18 protein-coding genes, 1 tRNA gene and 1 riboswitch are annotated in these 16,030 nt (G+C 68.8%); of the genes, 13 read left to right on the top strand and 6 right to left on the bottom strand.

The genetic code is table 11. The features are described 5' to 3' along the window. Positions 1 to 23 precede the first annotated feature (23 nt). Positions 24 to 539: a hypothetical protein gene (locus ACIRR9_RS17765; RefSeq protein WP_403752242.1), complete on the top strand. Its 516-nt coding sequence runs from the start codon at positions 24 to 26 to the stop codon at positions 537 to 539. A 37-nt stretch (positions 540 to 576) separates the two neighbouring features. On the opposite strand, the gene ACIRR9_RS17760 is transcribed toward ACIRR9_RS17765, so the two are convergent. After that, entirely contained in the window at positions 577 to 1,035 is a 459-nt protein-coding gene (locus ACIRR9_RS17760; protein ID WP_403752239.1) for a type II toxin-antitoxin system PemK/MazF family toxin, read from the bottom strand. A 236-nt stretch (positions 1,036 to 1,271) separates the two neighbouring features. Here ACIRR9_RS17760 and ACIRR9_RS17755 point away from each other — a divergent pair, with 236 nt between their 5' ends. Further along, a complete protein-coding gene (locus tag ACIRR9_RS17755) occupies positions 1,272 to 2,024 on the top strand; it encodes an MBL fold metallo-hydrolase (protein ID WP_365338003.1) in 753 nt (250 codons plus the stop codon). Between the two features lie 106 nt (positions 2,025 to 2,130). Here ACIRR9_RS17755 and ACIRR9_RS17750 read toward each other — a convergent pair whose 3' ends face one another. Both ACIRR9_RS17750 and ACIRR9_RS17745 read right to left on the bottom strand, forming a co-directional pair. Continuing rightward, positions 2,131 to 3,378 carry a PTS transporter subunit EIIC gene (locus ACIRR9_RS17750; RefSeq protein WP_403752236.1) on the bottom strand — a complete coding sequence of 416 codons (1,248 nt, stop codon included), beginning with the start codon at positions 3,376 to 3,378 and terminating at the stop codon, positions 2,131 to 2,133. A 132-nt stretch (positions 3,379 to 3,510) separates the two neighbouring features. After that, positions 3,511 to 4,809, bottom strand: coding sequence for a PTS transporter subunit EIIC (locus ACIRR9_RS17745; protein ID WP_403752233.1), 1,299 nt, complete (start codon positions 4,807 to 4,809; stop codon positions 3,511 to 3,513). Between the two features lie 178 nt (positions 4,810 to 4,987). On the opposite strand from ACIRR9_RS17745, the gene ACIRR9_RS17740 reads away from it, so the two are divergent. The 4 genes from ACIRR9_RS17740 (at position 4,988) to rdgB (ending at position 7,237) form a co-directional block, all read left to right on the top strand. Then, positions 4,988 to 5,221 (top strand): PTS glucose/sucrose transporter subunit IIB, encoded by a 234-nt coding sequence (locus ACIRR9_RS17740; protein WP_365338009.1) that lies wholly within the window; start codon positions 4,988 to 4,990, stop codon positions 5,219 to 5,221. A 77-nt stretch (positions 5,222 to 5,298) separates the two neighbouring features. Further along, entirely contained in the window at positions 5,299 to 6,039 is a 741-nt protein-coding gene (rph, locus tag ACIRR9_RS17735; protein WP_365338011.1) for a ribonuclease PH, read from the top strand. A 129-nt stretch (positions 6,040 to 6,168) separates the two neighbouring features. Then, on the top strand, positions 6,169 to 6,573 hold the full coding sequence (locus ACIRR9_RS17730) for a hypothetical protein (RefSeq protein ID WP_403752229.1): 405 nt from the start codon (positions 6,169 to 6,171) through the stop codon (positions 6,571 to 6,573). 61 nt (positions 6,574 to 6,634) lie between these two features. Beyond that, positions 6,635 to 7,237, top strand: a complete 603-nt coding sequence (gene rdgB / locus ACIRR9_RS17725) for an RdgB/HAM1 family non-canonical purine NTP pyrophosphatase (RefSeq protein WP_365338015.1) — start codon at positions 6,635 to 6,637, stop codon at positions 7,235 to 7,237. Positions 7,238 to 7,292: 55 nt separating this feature from the next. On the opposite strand, the gene ACIRR9_RS17720 is transcribed toward rdgB, so the two are convergent. Together ACIRR9_RS17720 and bcp are read right to left on the bottom strand one after the other, a co-directional pair. Next, positions 7,293 to 7,375: transfer RNA gene (locus tag ACIRR9_RS17720), tRNA-Leu, on the bottom strand. A 184-nt stretch (positions 7,376 to 7,559) separates the two neighbouring features. Then, entirely contained in the window at positions 7,560 to 8,027 is a 468-nt protein-coding gene (gene bcp, locus ACIRR9_RS17715) for a thioredoxin-dependent thiol peroxidase (protein ID WP_403752225.1), read from the bottom strand. A 96-nt stretch (positions 8,028 to 8,123) separates the two neighbouring features. On the opposite strand from bcp, the gene ACIRR9_RS17710 reads away from it, so the two are divergent. The 3 genes from ACIRR9_RS17710 (at position 8,124) to ACIRR9_RS17700 (ending at position 9,324) form a co-directional block, all read left to right on the top strand. Further along, positions 8,124 to 8,456 (top strand): DUF3618 domain-containing protein, encoded by a 333-nt coding sequence (locus tag ACIRR9_RS17710; protein WP_365338021.1) that lies wholly within the window; start codon positions 8,124 to 8,126, stop codon positions 8,454 to 8,456. Positions 8,457 to 8,534: 78 nt separating this feature from the next. Continuing rightward, positions 8,535 to 8,837, top strand: a complete 303-nt coding sequence (locus ACIRR9_RS17705) for a co-chaperone GroES (protein ID WP_263980593.1) — start codon at positions 8,535 to 8,537, stop codon at positions 8,835 to 8,837. Positions 8,838 to 8,889: 52 nt separating this feature from the next. Continuing rightward, positions 8,890 to 8,971: riboswitch (guanidine-III (ykkC-III) riboswitch) on the top strand. Between the two features lie 32 nt (positions 8,972 to 9,003). After that, on the top strand, positions 9,004 to 9,324 hold the full coding sequence (locus tag ACIRR9_RS17700) for a multidrug efflux SMR transporter (RefSeq protein ID WP_046730550.1): 321 nt from the start codon (positions 9,004 to 9,006) through the stop codon (positions 9,322 to 9,324). 39 nt (positions 9,325 to 9,363) lie between these two features. Here ACIRR9_RS17700 and ACIRR9_RS17695 read toward each other — a convergent pair whose 3' ends face one another. Next, the gene (locus tag ACIRR9_RS17695; protein ID WP_403752342.1) at positions 9,364 to 11,685 is read right to left on the bottom strand and encodes a transglycosylase domain-containing protein; all 2,322 of its coding nucleotides are present in this window, start codon (positions 11,683 to 11,685) and stop codon (positions 9,364 to 9,366) included. A 934-nt stretch (positions 11,686 to 12,619) separates the two neighbouring features. Between ACIRR9_RS17695 and ACIRR9_RS17690 the strand changes: the two genes are divergently transcribed. The 4 genes from ACIRR9_RS17690 to ACIRR9_RS17675 are packed head-to-tail and all read left to right on the top strand — an operon-like array spanning position 12,620 to position 15,985. Next, positions 12,620 to 13,405, top strand: coding sequence for an ABC transporter permease (locus ACIRR9_RS17690; RefSeq protein ID WP_403752221.1), 786 nt, complete (start codon positions 12,620 to 12,622; stop codon positions 13,403 to 13,405). A 49-nt stretch (positions 13,406 to 13,454) separates the two neighbouring features. Next, positions 13,455 to 14,219 carry an ABC transporter permease gene (locus ACIRR9_RS17685; protein ID WP_403752339.1) on the top strand — a complete coding sequence of 255 codons (765 nt, stop codon included), beginning with the start codon at positions 13,455 to 13,457 and terminating at the stop codon, positions 14,217 to 14,219. Beyond that, positions 14,177 to 15,211 (top strand): ATP-binding cassette domain-containing protein, encoded by a 1,035-nt coding sequence (locus ACIRR9_RS17680; protein WP_403752218.1) that lies wholly within the window; start codon positions 14,177 to 14,179, stop codon positions 15,209 to 15,211. Before ACIRR9_RS17685 ends, ACIRR9_RS17680 begins: the two co-directional genes overlap by 43 nt. A 33-nt stretch (positions 15,212 to 15,244) precedes the next feature. Then, positions 15,245 to 15,985, top strand: coding sequence for a DUF1707 domain-containing protein (locus ACIRR9_RS17675; RefSeq protein WP_403752215.1), 741 nt, complete (start codon positions 15,245 to 15,247; stop codon positions 15,983 to 15,985). Positions 15,986 to 16,030 lie beyond the last annotated feature (45 nt).

Raw genomic sequence — 16,030 nt, 5'->3', positions numbered from 1 at the left:
CCCGACGGAAAGGCGGACACCTCATGCGCCGTACGACGTTCCACCGCGCGTCGCTCGCCACGGCCACCCTGCTCCTGCTGGCGGGCTGCGGCTCGCAGAGCGGGAGCGACGGCAAGGGCAGCGGCGCGGTGTCTCCCTCGCCCACCGCCTCCAGCCCCGGCACGAGCGCCAGCCCCAGCCCGAGCCCGAGTGCCAGTGGCTCCTCGGGCGGCTGCACGCCTCTGACCTCCGAGCTCACCGCCGCCGACAGCGGCCGTACCTACTGCCTGGCCGCCGACGGCACCTTCCGGATCACCCTGACCGGCACCGAGCAGCGCCCCTGGAAGAAGATCGCCGAGGCCGGCGACACAGGCGCCCTGAAGCCCATGAACTACGGCATCATGCTCCGCGGCGGCGACGCCGGAGCCGCCTACCAGGCCATCGCCGCCGGCACCGTCACCCTCACCTCGACCCGCCCGCTGTGCGCCGAACCCACCGCGCCCGGCCAGGTCTCCTGCAAGGGCATCCAGGAGTGGCACGTCACCGTGAAGGTGGGCTGAGCGCGAAGGCGGGCTCGGCGTGAAGGTGGGCTGAGCCTCACTTCGCCAGGTGCCGGACCTGGTCCCACAGCACCGGGTCGACCACGCCCACCCGGCGCCGGAACTCCCACACCGCGATCTCGCGCAGCTCGTCCGTCTCCAGGAAGCTCGGCCGGCCCTGGGCGTCCCCGACCGAGCCCGGCGGCAGCGGGATCACCCCGGCCCGCTCGTCGTGGTACTTGCTGGTGATCTTCGCGATGGTCGCCCGGTTCCCGTGCACGGCCAGCACCAGACAGGGCCGGTCCTTGGCCTCCGGGCCGTCCTCGTAGGGCACGTTGGCCCACCAGATGTCCCCCGGGTGGGGATGTCCGGTCTGCTCGCGGGTGCCCCGTGGATGCCCCGGCGGCCGGGTCCGGTGCCCGCGCGGACGGTGACCCCTGCCCCATCCGTCGACGAGCGTGGCGACCAACGCGAGCAGGACCACCGCCGCGAGCGCGAGCCACCATGACGTGTCCATACGACGACGTTACCGGCGCGAGATAATCGACGCGCGCCCTCTCGCAATCCTTATGCGCCGCGGGTCCAGCCGAACCGGTGACACCACAGGTGAGTTCGCCCACAACGGCCCCTGGTAGAGGAGCGACCGGCTCTTTTGCGCCTTACGCTCGACAAACCGCACGACCCCCGCCATACCCCATTCCCGACTCCGGTTCCCGGTCCTTCCGGGTCACCGCCAACGGAGGTTTCTGCTTCATGAAGCTCACCGTCGTCGGCTGCTCGGGGTCGTTCCCGTCCGCGGAATCGGCCTGCTCGAGCTACCTCGTAGAGGCCGACGGCTTCCGGCTGCTCCTCGACATGGGCAACGGCGCCCTGGGCGAGCTGCAGCGCCACTGCGGTCTCTACGACCTCGACGCGATCTTCCTGAGCCATCTGCACGCCGACCACTGCATCGACATGTGCGCCTATTTCGTGGCGCGCTACTACCGCCACGACGGCGGCCCGTGCCCGCCGATCCCGGTCTACGGCCCCGAGGGCACCGAGCACCGCCTCACCACCGCCTACGCCGACACCCCCACAGCCTCCTCGATGAGCGAGGTCTTCGACTTCCACACGGTGAAGCCGTCCACGTTCGACGTCGGACCCTTCACGGTCCACACCGAGCGGGTCCGCCACCCCGTGGAGGCATACGGCATCCGCGTCGAACACGCCGGGAAGTCCCTGACGTACTCGGGCGACACCGGTGTCACGGACGCGCTGGAGGACCTGGCCCGGGACACCGACCTGTTCCTGTGCGAGGCCGCCTTCACGCACGGCAAGGAGAACATCCCGGACCTGCACCTCAACGGCCGCGAGGCAGGGGAGACGGCCGCCCGCGCCGGCGCCCGCAAGCTGGTCCTCACCCACATCCCGCCGTGGACCGACCCCGCCGTCAACCTCGCCGACGCCCGCGAGGCCTTCGACGGCCCGGTGGAACTCGCGGCGCCGAGGGTGACGTACGAGATCTGACCGTCGTACCGCGGAGTTCAGGTCCGCAGGTACGGCAAAGGCCCCCGCAGCCGCCGGGCTGCGGGGGCCTTCGTCACCCCGTGGGGGACTCACGCCTTGAGGGACCTCACGCCTTCGTGATGTCCTCCAGCTCCTCCTCGGGCTCGCGGCCCGGAGTGGGGAGGTTGAAGCGGACGATGGCGAAGCGGAAGACGAAGTAGTAGATCGCTCCGAACACCAGGCCGATCGGGATGATCAGCCAGGGCTTGGTCGCCAGGTTCCAGTTGAGTATGTAGTCGATGACACCCGCGGAGAAGGTGAAGCCCGCGTGCACCCCGAGCGCCCAGGTGATCGCCATCGACAGGGCGGTGAGCACCGCGTGGATCACGTACAGCAGCGGCGCGATGAACATGAACGTGAACTCGATCGGCTCGGTCACACCGGTCACGAAGGAGGTCAGCGCCATCGACAGCATCATGCCCATGACGGCCGCGCGGCGCTCCGGGCGGGCGGTGTGCGCGATGGCCAGGGCGGCGGCCGGCAGGCCGAACATCATGATGGGGAAGAAGCCGGACATGAACTGACCGGCCGTCGGGTCACCGGCGAAGAAGCGGGTCAGGTCGCCGTGGACGATCGTGCCGCTCGCGGTCTTGTAGTCACCGATCTGGAACCAGGAGACGGTGTTCACGAACTGGTGCATGCCGACCGGGATCAGCGCTCGGTTGATCAGACCGAACAGACCGGCTCCGAAGGCGCCGAGGCCGGTGATCCACTTGCCGAAGTCGGAGATGCCGTCACCGACGGGCTTCCAGATCAGACCGAAGAAGACACCCATGACCGTGCCGACGAAGGCCATGATGATCGGGACGAGCCGGCGGCCGTTGAAGAAGCCGAGCCAGTCCACCAGCCTGGTCCGGTGGAAGCGCTGCCAGACCACCGCGCCCAGCAGACCCATCACCAGGCCGCCCAGCACACCGGGGTTGTTGTAGGTCGCGGCCACGTCCGCGCCGGCCTGCACCTTCGCCTCGGTGACGGGGAACGCGGTCAGGACGTTCTTGTAGACAAGGAAGCCGACCAGGGCGGCCAGCGCGGTGGAGCCGTCCGACTTCTTGGCGAAGCCGATCGCGACACCGACGCAGAACAGCAGCGGCAGGTTGTCGAAGATCGCGCCGCCCGCGGTGGCGAACACCGCCGTGACCTTGTCGGGCAGATGCAGCTTGTCGTGGATGTCCTGCTGGCCGAAGCGGAGCAGGAGGCCCGCCGCCGGCAGCACGGCGATGGGGAGCTGAAGGCTTCGGCCGACCTTCTGCAGACCCTGGAACAGACCGGAACCCCACTTCTTTGTGGGGGCCGCCGTTGCGGTGGCGGTTGTCATACTTCCTCCATCGGTGATGGTCTACACCACTCAGTGGTGTAGACCTGTTGTACACGATGGGGGCGTTATAAGGAACCCGTCAGTTCCGCAACCGCATCACTACGTGCTGTAGGCCATACGAAGACTGTCCGCTCACGCCTTCGTGACGTCCTCCACCTCGTCCTCCGGCTCTCTTCCCGGCGTCTTCAGATCGAACCTCGTGATGGCGAAGCGGAAGATGACGTAGTAGACCGCCGCGAAGCACAGCCCGATCGGAACGATCAGCCAAGGCTTCGTCGCCAGATGCCAGTTGATGACGTAGTCGATCAGCCCCGCCGAGAAACTGAACCCGTCGTGCACCCCGAGCCCCCAGGTCACCGCCATCGACACCCCCGTCAGCAGTGCGTGCACCGCGTACAGAAGGGGCGCGATGAACATGAACGAGTACTCCAGCGGCTCGGTGATGCCCGTCACGAACGACGTCAGCGCCACCGACATCATCAGACCGCCCACCTCCTTGCGGCGGTGCGGCTTCGCACAGTGCGTCATCGCCAGCGCGGCGGCCGGCAGCGCGAACATCATGATCGGGAAGAAGCCCGAGGTGAACTGGCCGGCGCTCGGATCGCCCTCCAGGAACATGTTGATGTCACCGTGCACCACCCGCCCGTCGGGCGTCGTGTAGCTGCCGAACTGGAACCAGATGGGCACGTTCAGGAACTGGTGCAGCCCGATCACCAGCAACGCCCGGTTCGCGACCCCGAACACTCCCGCACCCCACGACCCCGCGTCCCGCAGCCAGTGACCGAAGCTCTCCAGACCGCTGCCGACCGGCGGCCAGACCCACAGACACAACGCGGCGAAAGCGATGGCCACGAACGACATGATGATCGGGACCAGCCGCCGCCCATTGAAGAAACCGAGCCAGTCCACCAGCCTCGTGCGATGGAAACGGGCCCAGAAGAAAGCGGACAGCAGCCCCAGCGCGATCCCGCCGAACACCCCCGGATTCTGGAACGTGAACGTCGACACCGTCCCGTCCGCGACCTGGCAGCCGATGCCCGGCAGCGTCTTCGAACCGGCCGGGCAGTCCATCGGGAACTGGTGCAGCACCCCGTAGTAGACGAGGAAACCCGCCACCGCCGCCAGCGCCGTCGACCCGTCCGCCTTCTTCGCCATACCGATCGCGACCCCGACGCAGAACAGCAACGGCAACCCGACCGAACTGTCGAGGAGCGCCCCGCCCGCGCCCTTCATCACCTTGGAGACGACCGTCCAGCCGAGACCCTGGTCGCCGAAGACGTCCGGCTGGCCAAGCCGGTTGAGGATGCCCGCCGCCGGCAGCACCGCGATCGGCAGCTGAAGACTCCGCCCCATCTTCTGCAGCCCCTGGAAAAGGGCGTGCCACCGCACCCGCGCGGGACCGACCGTACTGCCGGCGCTCTCGGCACTCATGGACACGTCCTTTGGGCCATGGGGGGTTTGTCGACCGGGTGTCAGCTGGTGTAGACCAGTCGACAGACGGTTCCGCCGCGATGCTCGCCATCATTCGGCACGCGCGGCACGACCGCTCGCAAAGATGGGCCAACTGTGGGTTACTGCGACAAAGCGGTTCGGATCAGGGAGAGAACACATGGCCACCAAGGCTGAGAAGATCGTCGCCGGGCTCGGAGGCATCGAGAACATCGAGGAGATCGAGGGCTGCATCACCCGACTGCGCACCGAGGTGATCAACCCCGACCTGGTCGACGAAGCCGCCCTGAAGGCCGCCGGCGCCCACGGCGTCGTCAAGATGGGCACCGCCATCCAGGTCGTCATCGGCACCGACGCCGACCCGATCGCCGCGGATATCGAAGACATGATGTGAACCTCGCGGTTCACCCCGAAGGGGCTCCTCCCGCCTCGGGCGGAGCCCCTTCCGTCGCTCCCGATAGGCTCATGGCCATGTCTCGAATCGACGGCCGCACCCCCGAACAACTCCGCCCGGTCACCATCGAACGCGGCTGGAGCAAGCACGCCGAGGGCTCCGTCCTCGTCTCCTTCGGCGACACCAAGGTCTTCTGCACCGCCTCCGTCACCGAAGGCGTCCCCCGCTGGCGCAAGGGCAGCGGCGAGGGCTGGGTCACCGCCGAGTACGCCATGCTCCCCCGCGCCACCAACACCCGCGGCGACCGCGAGTCCGTCAAGGGCAAGATCGGCGGCCGCACCCACGAGATCTCCCGCCTCATCGGCCGCTCCCTGCGCGCGGTCATCGACTACAAGGCCCTCGGCGAGAACACCATCGTCCTCGACTGCGACGTCCTCCAGGCCGACGGCGGCACCCGCACCGCCGCCATCACCGGCGCCTACGTGGCGCTGGCCGACGCCGTCGCCTGGGCCAAGGAACGCAAGCTCATCAAGGCCGGCCGCCAGCCCCTGACCGGCACGGTCTCCGCCGTCTCGGTCGGCATCGTCGGCGGAGTCCCCCTCCTCGACCTCCGCTACGAGGAAGACGTCAAGGCCGACACCGACATGAACGTCGTCTGCACCGGCGACGGCCGCTTCGTCGAGGTCCAGGGCACCGCCGAGGCCGAACCCTTCGCCCGCGACGAACTCAACGCCCTCCTCGACCTCGCGGTCACCGGCTGCACCGAACTCGCCGCCATCCAGCGGGCGGCACTCGAAGCCACCCTCGCGGCAAAGTAAAGGGGAACCAAAAAGCGGAGGTACGGCAGGGCAACCCGAGCGGCGGACCCCGCGTCCCTATGGATACGGGCGCACGGCATCACCACCGTGCGCCCGGCCAGTCGTACACAACGGGAGGGGAACACCGCCATGGCCGCCGACCGACGCCGAGGCCGTCGCAGCACCGCCATCGCCGCCGCAGCCGCGACCACCGCACTCGCCGCCGCCCTGCTCGCCGGCTGCGACTCGATGAACAAGGCCCTGGACTGCGTCCAGACCGCCGACACCATCGCCGACAGCGTCACCGACCTCCAGCAGGCCGTGGAGAAGGCGTCGAACGACCCGGCACAGATCGACGCGGCCATCACGTCCATCGGGAACAACCTCGACAAGATCCACAGCAAGACGGACAACGCCGACCTCGACAAGGCGACCCAGGACATGCGCGGAGCCCTGGCCAAGGTCCAGACGGCCGTCCAGAACGGCGACAGGACACCCGACATCAGCGGGGTCACGGACGCGGCCGGCGAACTGACGAAGGTCTGCAAGCCGTAGCGGGCGACCGGCGGGCGGAACCCGGCGCGGGGGCCCCGACGCTGCCGGGATACTGGTCCCCATGACCCGCCTGATCCTCGCCACCCGCAACGCCGGAAAGATCACCGAGCTCCGTGCCATCCTCGCCGCGGCCGGCCTGCCCCACGAACTGGTGGGCGCGGACTCGTACCCAGACATCCCCGACGTCAAGGAAACGGGCGTCACCTTCGCCGAGAACGCGCTGCTGAAGGCCCACGCCCTCGCCAGGGCCACGGGCCTTCCCGCCGTCGCCGACGACTCCGGCCTCTGCGTGGACGTCCTGAACGGCGCCCCCGGCATCTTCTCCGCCCGCTGGGCCGGCCGCCACGGCGACGACAAGGCCAACCTGGACCTCCTCCTCGCCCAACTGTCGGACATCGCCGACGAACACCGCTCCGCCCACTTCGCCTGCGCGGCGGCGTTGGCACTGCCCGACGGGCGGGAACAGGTGGTCGAGGGCCAACTGCGGGGCGTACTCAGGTATGCGCCGACAGGCACGAACGGCTTCGGCTACGACCCGATCCTCCAGCCTGAGGGCGAGACGAGGACCTGCGCCGAACTGACCCCCGACGAGAAGAACGCGATCAGCCACCGGGGCAAGGCGTTCCGGGCACTGGTGCCGGTGGTGCGGGAGTTGTTGGGCTGATTGCCGGCACGGAAACGGCCTGCGTATCGCTCCTTGGATTCGCAGGCCGTTTGTGTGCGGCGGAAGGGATTCGAACCCTCAAGCCCGTTAAGGGCCACAGGACCTAAACCTGCTGCGTCGCCGTTGCGCCACCGCCGCCAGCGCCTGTCATCGTACCGGGAGTTGTCCGCTGCCGTTTGCCTCCCCTGCGTCATGTGCTGGTGATCGCGTGGCAGTTCGGGCGCGGCACGGGCTTGTCGAGCCGGTCGGGACCGGAGCAGAGGAAACGGCTCGCACCAGGGCAACCCCGGTGCGAGCCGTCAGTGGTGGGGGAGGGTGGGCTTCAGATGCCCAGGTCCTTGATGATCTTGGCTACGTGGCCGGTCGCGCGGACGTTGTAGAGGGCCTTCTCCACCTTGCCCTGCTCGTCGACGATGATCGTGGAGCGGATGACTCCCAGGTAGGTCTTGCCGTAGTTCATCTTCTCGCCGAAGGCGCCGTACGCGTCCAGGACCTTCTTGTCGGGGTCGGCGAGGAGGGTGACCTTGAGGTTCTCCTTCTCGCGGAACTTGCCGAGCTTCTCGGGGGCGTCCGGGGAGATGCCGAGGACGTCGTAGCCGGCACCTGCCAGGAGGTCGAGGTTGTCCGTGAAGTCGCAGGCCTGCTTCGTGCAGCCCGGCGTCAGTGCGGCCGGGTAGAAGTAGACGATGACCTTGCGGCCCTTGTGGGCGGAGAGGGACACCTCGTTGCCGTCGGCGTCGGGGAGGGTGAAGTCGGGGGCTACGTCCCCGGGCTGGAGTCGCTCGCTCATCGGTCTAGCGTAACGGGGGGTCCTGGCATGGCGACGGCGGCGAGAGCTGACAGACTGTCCGGAACAGGCAGTACGGCAGACTTCGGAGGGCCTACGGTGGCGGAGACGTCGGACACCAGAACCCCGGCGCAGATCGAGGCGGACATCAAGCGCCGCCGCGAGGTGCTGGCCGAGACGCTGGACGAGATCGGGGTGCGGGTGCATCCGAAGACCATCGTCGGCGATGCGAAGGCCAAGGTCGCGGCCAACGTCGATCACACGATCGGGCGGGCCTACGTCCAGGTCAACCGGGTCGTGAGCGATGTGAAGGCCCAGTTCGTGGACGAGGAGGGCGCGCCGCGGCTGGAGCGGGTCGTGCCGGTCGCCCTCGTCGCCGTGGGCGTGGTCGGGCTGCTGGTCTTCAGCGGCACCCGGCGGCGTAAGAGCTGACCAGAGGCAGGTAGGTTCAAAGCCGTGAGCGCCAAGAGAGACGAGCAGAGCAGCCGGCACGACAAGCTGCCCATCCGGATGCTGCACGACCGGGTTCTGGTCAAGCAGGACGCCGGGGAGGGCGAGCGGCGGTCGGGCGGAGGCATCCTGATTCCCGCCACGGCGGCCGTCGGGCGCCGGCTGGCCTGGGCCGAGGTGGTCGCGGTCGGTCAGAACGTGCGGACGGTGGAGCCCGGCGACCGGGTGCTGTACGACCCGGAGGACCGTGCCGAGGTCGAGGTGCGGGGTGTCGCGTACGTACTGATGCGGGAGCGCGATCTGCACGCGGTGGCCGCCGACCGGTTCGAGGGCTCGGAGGACTCGACCGGCCTGTATCTGTGAATCGACGGTAGAAGAGGGCTGGTGACTGCGGTCACCAGCCCTCTTTGTCATTTCTTTGCTACCTTCGAAGGAGCCAGCCCGACGAGACGCGCCGTACCGGGACCGTGAGTGCAGCAGGGCAAAGACGACGCACCCCGTTCAGACACGTGTTTCGGAGGTGCCTGTCATGGCCTGGGTTCTGCTTGTCGTCGCCGGTCTGCTGGAGGTCGGCTGGTCGGTGGGGATGAAGTACACCGACGGGTTCACCCGGCTCGTGCCCAGTCTGTTCACCGGCGGCGGGATCGTCGCCAGCATGGTGCTGCTGTCGTACGCCGCCCGGTCCCTGCCCATCGGTACCGCCTACGGCGTCTGGGTGGGGATCGGGGCGGCGGGGGCGGCGGTGTTCGGGATGGTGGTGCTGGGGGAGCCGGCCACCGCCGCCCGGATCTTCTTCGTGTGCCTGTTGCTGGTCGCCGTGGTGGGGCTCAAGGCGACCAGCGGTCACTGATCAGGATCAGGATCAGGGACGGGGCAGGGGCAACCGCGGCTACTGGAAGAACCCCGCGGTGTCGCCCGCTGTCGTCCCGGTGGTGGTTCCGGCGTCGCCGGTTCCGGCCGTCGTACCCGTACTGCTGCCGTCGGTCGTGGTCCCGGTGGAGGTGCCGGAGTCGGTGCCCGAGGTCGTCGTCCCCGAGCTGGTGCCCGAGGTCGTCGTACCGGACGTGGTCGTACCGGAGGTGGTGGAGCCGTTGGTGGTGGAGCCGTCGGTGGTGCCGCCGTTGTTGTCACCGCCGGTCGTGCCGCCGTTGTTCTGGTCGCCGCCCGTGGTGCCGCCGTTGTCCTGGCCCTGGTTCGTCGTGCCGCCGTTGTCCTGGCCGCCGGTGGCCGGCTGGGTCGGGGCCTGGGTACCGGGGGCCACGGTCTCGGCGCCGGCCTGGAGGTCCAGGTCGAAGGCGAAGGACGCGGTGCCCTTCAGGGCGGCCTTGGTGTACTGCGCCCAGATCTCCGTCGGGGCGCCGCCGCCGTTGATGCGGGGCAGGCCGAGCGCGCCGTACAGCGACTTGTGGGCGGCGGTCACCGGGTCCTGGCCCATCACCGAGACGACGGTGGCGAGGTCGGGGGTGTAGCCCGCGAACCAGGCGGCGGTGTCCTCCTCCGCGGTGCCGGTCTTGCCGGCCGCCGGACGGCCGGCGCCCTGGGCGGCGGTGGCGGTGCCGTTGTCGACCACGCTCTGCAGTATCGAGGTGGTGGTGTCGGCGGCCTGGCGGCTGACGGCCTGGGTGGTCTTGGACTCCGGCAGCTTGATCTCCTGCGTACCGTCCTTGGTGATCTTTTCGACCATGGTGTACGTGCCGTGCTTGCCGTGGTTGGCGAGCGTGGCGTACGCCTCCGCCATGTCCAGGACGCTGGCGGTCGCGGTGCCCAGCGCGATCGACGGGTACGGCTGGAGGTCCTTGGTGTCGGAGGGGATGCCCAGGCCGACGGCGGTCTGCTTGACCTTGGACGGGCCGACGTCGACGGCCATCTGCGCGTACACCGAGTTCACGGACAGGTCAGTGGCCTTGCGGACGGTGATCTGACCGTACGACTTCTGGTCCTCGTTGTCCGGTGCGTAGGAGCTGCCGGGCCAGCCCTGGACGGAGCGTCCGTTGGTGCCGTCGTAGTAGGTGTTCGGGGTGATCGTCTGGCCGGACTGGGTGGTGGAGTCGTTGTCGACGGCGGAGGCGAAGACGAAGGGCTTGAAGGTGGAGCCGACCTGGAAGTCACCGCGGGTCGCGCCGTTGGTGTACTGCTTCACGTAGTCGATGCCGCCGTACATGGCGACGAGCTTGCCGGTCTTCGGGTCGACGGAGGCGCCGCCGGCGCGCACGTAGTTGTCGGCCTTGTTGTTCTTCTTGTCCAGCTTGGAGATCAGCTTGTCGTTCACCGCCTTGACGAAGGCGTTCTGCTTGTCCTTCTCCAGGGTGGTGGTGATGCGGTAGCCGCCGGCCTCCAGGGAGTCCGAGTCGACGATCTTGTTCTTGATCAGGTAGTCGTTGACCGCGTTGACGATGTAGCCGCGCTGCCCGGACATGCCGGTGGAGGCGGTCTGCTCCTTGGGCATCGGGAACGTCATCGCCTGCCGCTTGGAGGCGTCGAGCCAGCCCTTCTTGACCATGCCGTCCAGGACGTAGTTCCAGCGGGCGACGGCGGCGGCCTTGTTCTCGGGGTGCGCGACGACGTCGTACTCGCTGGGCGCGTTGACGAGCGCGGCGAGGTAGGCGGCGCGGGCCGGGTCGAGGTCCTTGGCGTCCTTGCCGTAGTAGGCCTGGGCGGCGGCCTGGATGCCGTAGGCGTTGCGGCCGAAGTAGCTGGTGTTGAGGTAGCCCTCCAGGATCTGGTCCTTGGAGTCCGTGCGGTCCAGCTTGATCGCGACGAACACCTCCTTCACCTTGCGGGTGACGGTCTGCTCCTGCGCGAGGTAGTAGTTCTTCACGTACTGCTGGGTGATCGTCGAGCCGGACTGGGTGCCCTTGCCGGTCGCCGTGTTCCAGGCGGCGCGCAGCATCGCCTTGGGGTCGACGGCGGACTCGGTGTAGAAGTCCCGGTCCTCGGCGGCGAGCACGGCGTGCTGGGCGTCCACGGAGACCTGGGCGAGGGTGACGTTCTCCCGGTTGACCTCGCCGTCACGGGCGAGCTGGGAGCCGTCGGCGTACAGGTACACGTTGGACTGCTTGGTCGCGAACGCGTTGGCCGCCGGGATCTTCACCATCGAGTAGCCGACGAAGAACAGGCCGATCAGCAGCAGTGTCCCGACGAAGAAGGTGCCGAGCAGCATGCGCCAGGTCGGGAGGATCCGTCGCCACCCGGTCCGCTTGGTCCGCTTCATCTTCTTCCCGCCCCCCTTCGTCTCCAGGCCGGCCGCGGACGGCTCCGCCGTGGCTGCCGTGGCTGCCGTGGCCGCGTTGGCCGCAGTGGCGGCGTTCGCGGCGTTCGCCGCGGTGGCAGCCGTGACCGCCTTGGCCGTGCTGGCCGCGGTGGCCGCCGTGGCCGTGCCGGGCGCTGGTGCCTTCGGCGCCCTGATCGCCGCGAGTTGCCGTGTCTGCGTGTCCGGCGTGTCCTGCCCGCCCCGCCTGTCCTGCGTGTCCCGCCCGTCCTGCCGGTTCTGCGTGTCCTGCGTGTCCTGCCGGTTCTCGGCCGCCGCCGCCGGCGGCCGCGCCTTCGGTGCCGTGACCGCGGTGAGCTGCTGCGTGTGCGTGTCCTCGGCAGCGGCGGCCGGCCGTGCCTTCGGCGTCTTCGGTGCCTTGATCGCGGTGAGCTGCTGGGTGTGCGTGTCCTCGGCAGCCGCCCGCGGCGGTGCGATCTTCTTCTCGCCCGCCGGTGGCCGGGGATGCGTGCCCCCGGCCACCGGCCGCTGCTCCGTCCTCGCCTCCTCGGCCGCCGCGGGCGGTTCCGTCGTCTTCTCCCCGGCCGCCGCGGACGGCTCCGGCTTCTTCGCCTCGGCCACCGGCTGCGGCGGGTTCTTCTTCTCCTCGGCCGCAGCCGGAGGCTCCGTCGGGCCTCCGCCGCCCTGGTTCGGCTGTTGCGGCTGCGGCTCGTCGCTCATGTCGTGCACGGACTCCTGTTTCGCGTCGTACGTTCCCGTACGACCTCGTACGCCTTCTGCGCCCCCTGCTGAAGACTCTCGCACCACGCGAACCGTTCCCGGATTCCGGCATTCTTCGGTCACGGATATTGCGTGGCCTGCGAGGTCGCCCGCGCAGTAGGCTCCTGCGCTTCGTGTCGGGTGGTCCGGGAGGTCGGTTGGTGTGGGCGCGGGGCGGTTGTACACGGCCGTCGCGGCGGGGGGTTTCAGACGTTACGCGACGTATCGGGCGGCTACTGCGGCCGGGGTGTTCACCAACACGGTCTTCGGGATCATCCTCGTCTACACGTACTTGGCGCTGTGGGACGAGAAACCGCACCTCGGAGGCTATGACCAGGCGCAGGCCGTGACCTATGTGTGGCTCGGGCAGTGCCTGTACGCGACGCTCGCCATCCAGGGCGGGGGTGTCGAAAAAGACCTGATGGAGCGTATCCGTACGGGTGAGATCGCCATCGATCTCTACCGTCCGGCCGATCTTCAATTGTGGTGGCTGGCGACCGATTTGGGTCGCTCGTTGTTCCAGATGCTGGGACGGGGGGTGATCCCGTTCGCGTTCGGCGCGGTGTTCTTCTCCATGTACCTGCCGACGGACGTGGTGACATGGATGACATTCGCGGTGGCCCTTTTCCTCGCGATGCTTGTCAGCTTCGGCATCCGCTACCTCGCGGCGCTGAGCGTGTTCTGGCTGTTGGACGGTATGGGCGTCAGCCAGGCCATGATGGTCCTGGGGATCTTCTGCTCGGGCATGACGCTGCCGTTGAACGTCTTCCCGGGCGCCTTCGGCGAGGCCGTACGGGCCCTGCCGTGGGCGGCGCAGCTCCAGGTGCCGGCGGACGTCCTGATGGGGGAGAGCACGCCGTTGCGGGCGTTCGCCTTCCAGGCGGCCTGGGCGGTGGCGCTGCTGGCGGCGGGCCGGCTGCTGCAGACGGCGGCGACCCGGCGGGTGGTGGTGCAGGGTGGGTGAGGTCACACGGTTCGGGGAGGGCCTGCGGGCGTACCGGCTGATCGCCGGGATGTGGATCCGGTCCTCCCTGACCTACCGCGCGTCCTTCTTCCTCACGTTGATCGGCAACCTGGTGGTGACCGGTCTGGACTTCGCCACGATCCTGCTGATGTTCACACAGGTCGACCGGCTCGGTGGCTGGACCATGCCCGAGGTCGCCTTCCTGTACGGCCTGTCCGCGACCGCGTTCGGCTTCGCCGATCTGGTGTTCGGCTCGCTGGACGTGCTGGGCACCCGGATCCGCGACGGCTCCTTCGACACGCTGCTGGTGCGGCCCGCCCCGGTGCTGGCGCAGATCGGCGCGGACCACTTCGCGCTGCGCCGCCTGGGCCGGATCTCCCAGGGCGGGCTGGTGCTGGCGTACGCGCTGACCGTCGTCGACGTCGACTGGACGCCGGAGAAGGTGCTGCTGGTGCCGGTGACGGTGGCCGGCGGTGCGGTGATCTTCTGTGCGCTGTTCCTGGTGGGCGCGACCTTCCAGTTCGTGGCGGGGGACGCGGCCGAGGTGCAGAACGCGTTCACGTACGGCGGTACGACGTTGTTGCAGTACCCGCCGACGGTGTTCGGGAAGGACTTCGTGCGTGGGGTGACCTTCCTGGTGCCGCTGGCCTTCGTCAACTGGATCCCGGCCGCCCACATCCTGGGGCGGCCGTATCCGCTGCGGCTCCCGGAGTGGACGGCGTGGGCGCCGCCGCTGGTGGCCGTGGCGGGCTGTGTGCTGGCGGGTCTGGCGTGGCGGGTGGGTCTCAGGTCGTATCGGAGTACGGGGAGTTGAGCGTGTTCATCGAGGTCGACGGGGTCGAGAAGGTCTTCGAGGTCCGCAAGAAGACGGGTTTCCTGAAACGGGAACGGCGAGAGGTGCGGGCGGTCGACGGGCTCTCCTTCACGGTGGCGCGCGGCGAGATGGTCGGCTACATCGGCCCGAACGGCGCGGGCAAGTCGACGACGATCAAGATGCTGACGGGGATCCTGACCCCGAGCGGCGGCCGCCTTCGCGTGGCCGGTATCGACCCGTCCCGCGAACGCGCGAAGCTGGCCCACCGCATCGGCGTGGTCTTCGGCCAGCGCACCACCCTGTGGTGGGACCTCCCCCTCATCGACTCCTACCGTCTGATGCACCGCATGTACCGCATCCCGGACGCCCGTTACCGCGAGAACCTCGACCGCCTGGTGGAACTCCTGTCCCTGGAAACCCTGTTGGACGTCCCGGTACGACAGCTCTCGCTCGGCCAGCGGATGCGCGGCGACATCGTGGCGGCGCTGCTCCACGACCCGGACGTGCTGTACCTGGACGAGCCGACGATCGGCCTGGACGTGATCTCGAAGGCCAAGGTCCGCGATTTCCTCCGGGAGTTGAACGAGGAACACGGCACCACGGTCCTGCTGACCACCCACGACCTCCAGGACATCGAGCAGTTGTGCTCGCGTGTGATGGTCATCGACCACGGGCGGCTGATGTACGACGGTCCGCTCGCCGGCCTGCACGAGGCGGGGGAGAGTGAACGGACGCTGGTCGTCGACCTGGAACGGGAGCTGCCGCCGATCGACATGGGCGGTGCGGCGCGGGTGGTGAAGGTCGAAGGCCCCAGGCAGTGGCTGGCGTTCCCGGCGTCGGAGTCGGCGGCGCCGCTGGTGGCGCGGGTCGCGGCGGAGTATCCCCTGGTCGACCTGTCCGTCCGCGAACCGGACATCGAGACGGTGATCGCGAAGATGCTGCATTCATCGGGGGACACCCCCAAACCCCCGTCGGACCGCACCACCGCATAGTGCCGGCCGACCATAACTCGTAGTCTGCTCTGTATGACCGAGGATGCCCCGGAGCTCCGTGCCTCCGACGCCGATCGTGAACGAGTCGCCGAGGTCCTCAGGGACGCCCTCGCGGAGGGCCGGCTCGACATGGAGGAGTTCGAGGAACGGCTGGAGGCGACGCTCAAGGCCCGTACGTACGGGGAGCTGACGCCGATCACGCGGGACCTGCCCGCCGCGGCCGCCGCGGTGCCGGTGTCGTTGAACAAGGCTCCGGTGGACAGGGGCAGTTGGGGAAGCCGGATCGTGGGCGGCGAGGGCTCGTCTACCTGGGCGGTGGCGGTGATGTCCGGGTTCCAGCGCAAGGGGCGCTGGACCGTGCCGAGGCGCTTCGACTCCTTCGTGTTCTGGGGCGGCGGCGAGATCGACCTGCGTGAGGCGGACTTCGCCGATGGTGAGGTCGTGCTCAACTGCATCGCGATCATGGGCGGGATCAGCGTGATCGTGCCACCGGGCGTCCAGGTGGTGATGCGCGGCATCGGCATCATGGGCGGTTTCGACGAGCGTGAGCACGACATGGCGCCGGATCCGGGCGCCCCGACGGTCATCGTCACGGGATTCGCGTTCTGGGCCGGCGTCGAGGTGAAGCACAAGATCACAAAGGCGGAACAGCAGCGCCTGAAGGAAGCACGCCGCCAGGAAAAACTCGAACGCAGGTCGGCCCGCCAGGAACTGCACGCGGCGCGGCAGGAGTGGCGCGACGAACGCCGGCGCCGAAGGCACGGCAACTACTGACGAGGACCGGGCGCAGCCGACCCAGAGGCGGGGCCTGCTGAGCGA

It is taken from the genome of Streptomyces sp. NPDC101234, assembly GCF_044767525.1.
GTDB classification, from domain to species: domain Bacteria; phylum Actinomycetota; class Actinomycetes; order Streptomycetales; family Streptomycetaceae; genus Streptomyces; species Streptomyces sasae.
Note: the sequence above shows the minus strand (reverse complement) of the source record. Positions and strands in the feature narration are given on the sequence as shown.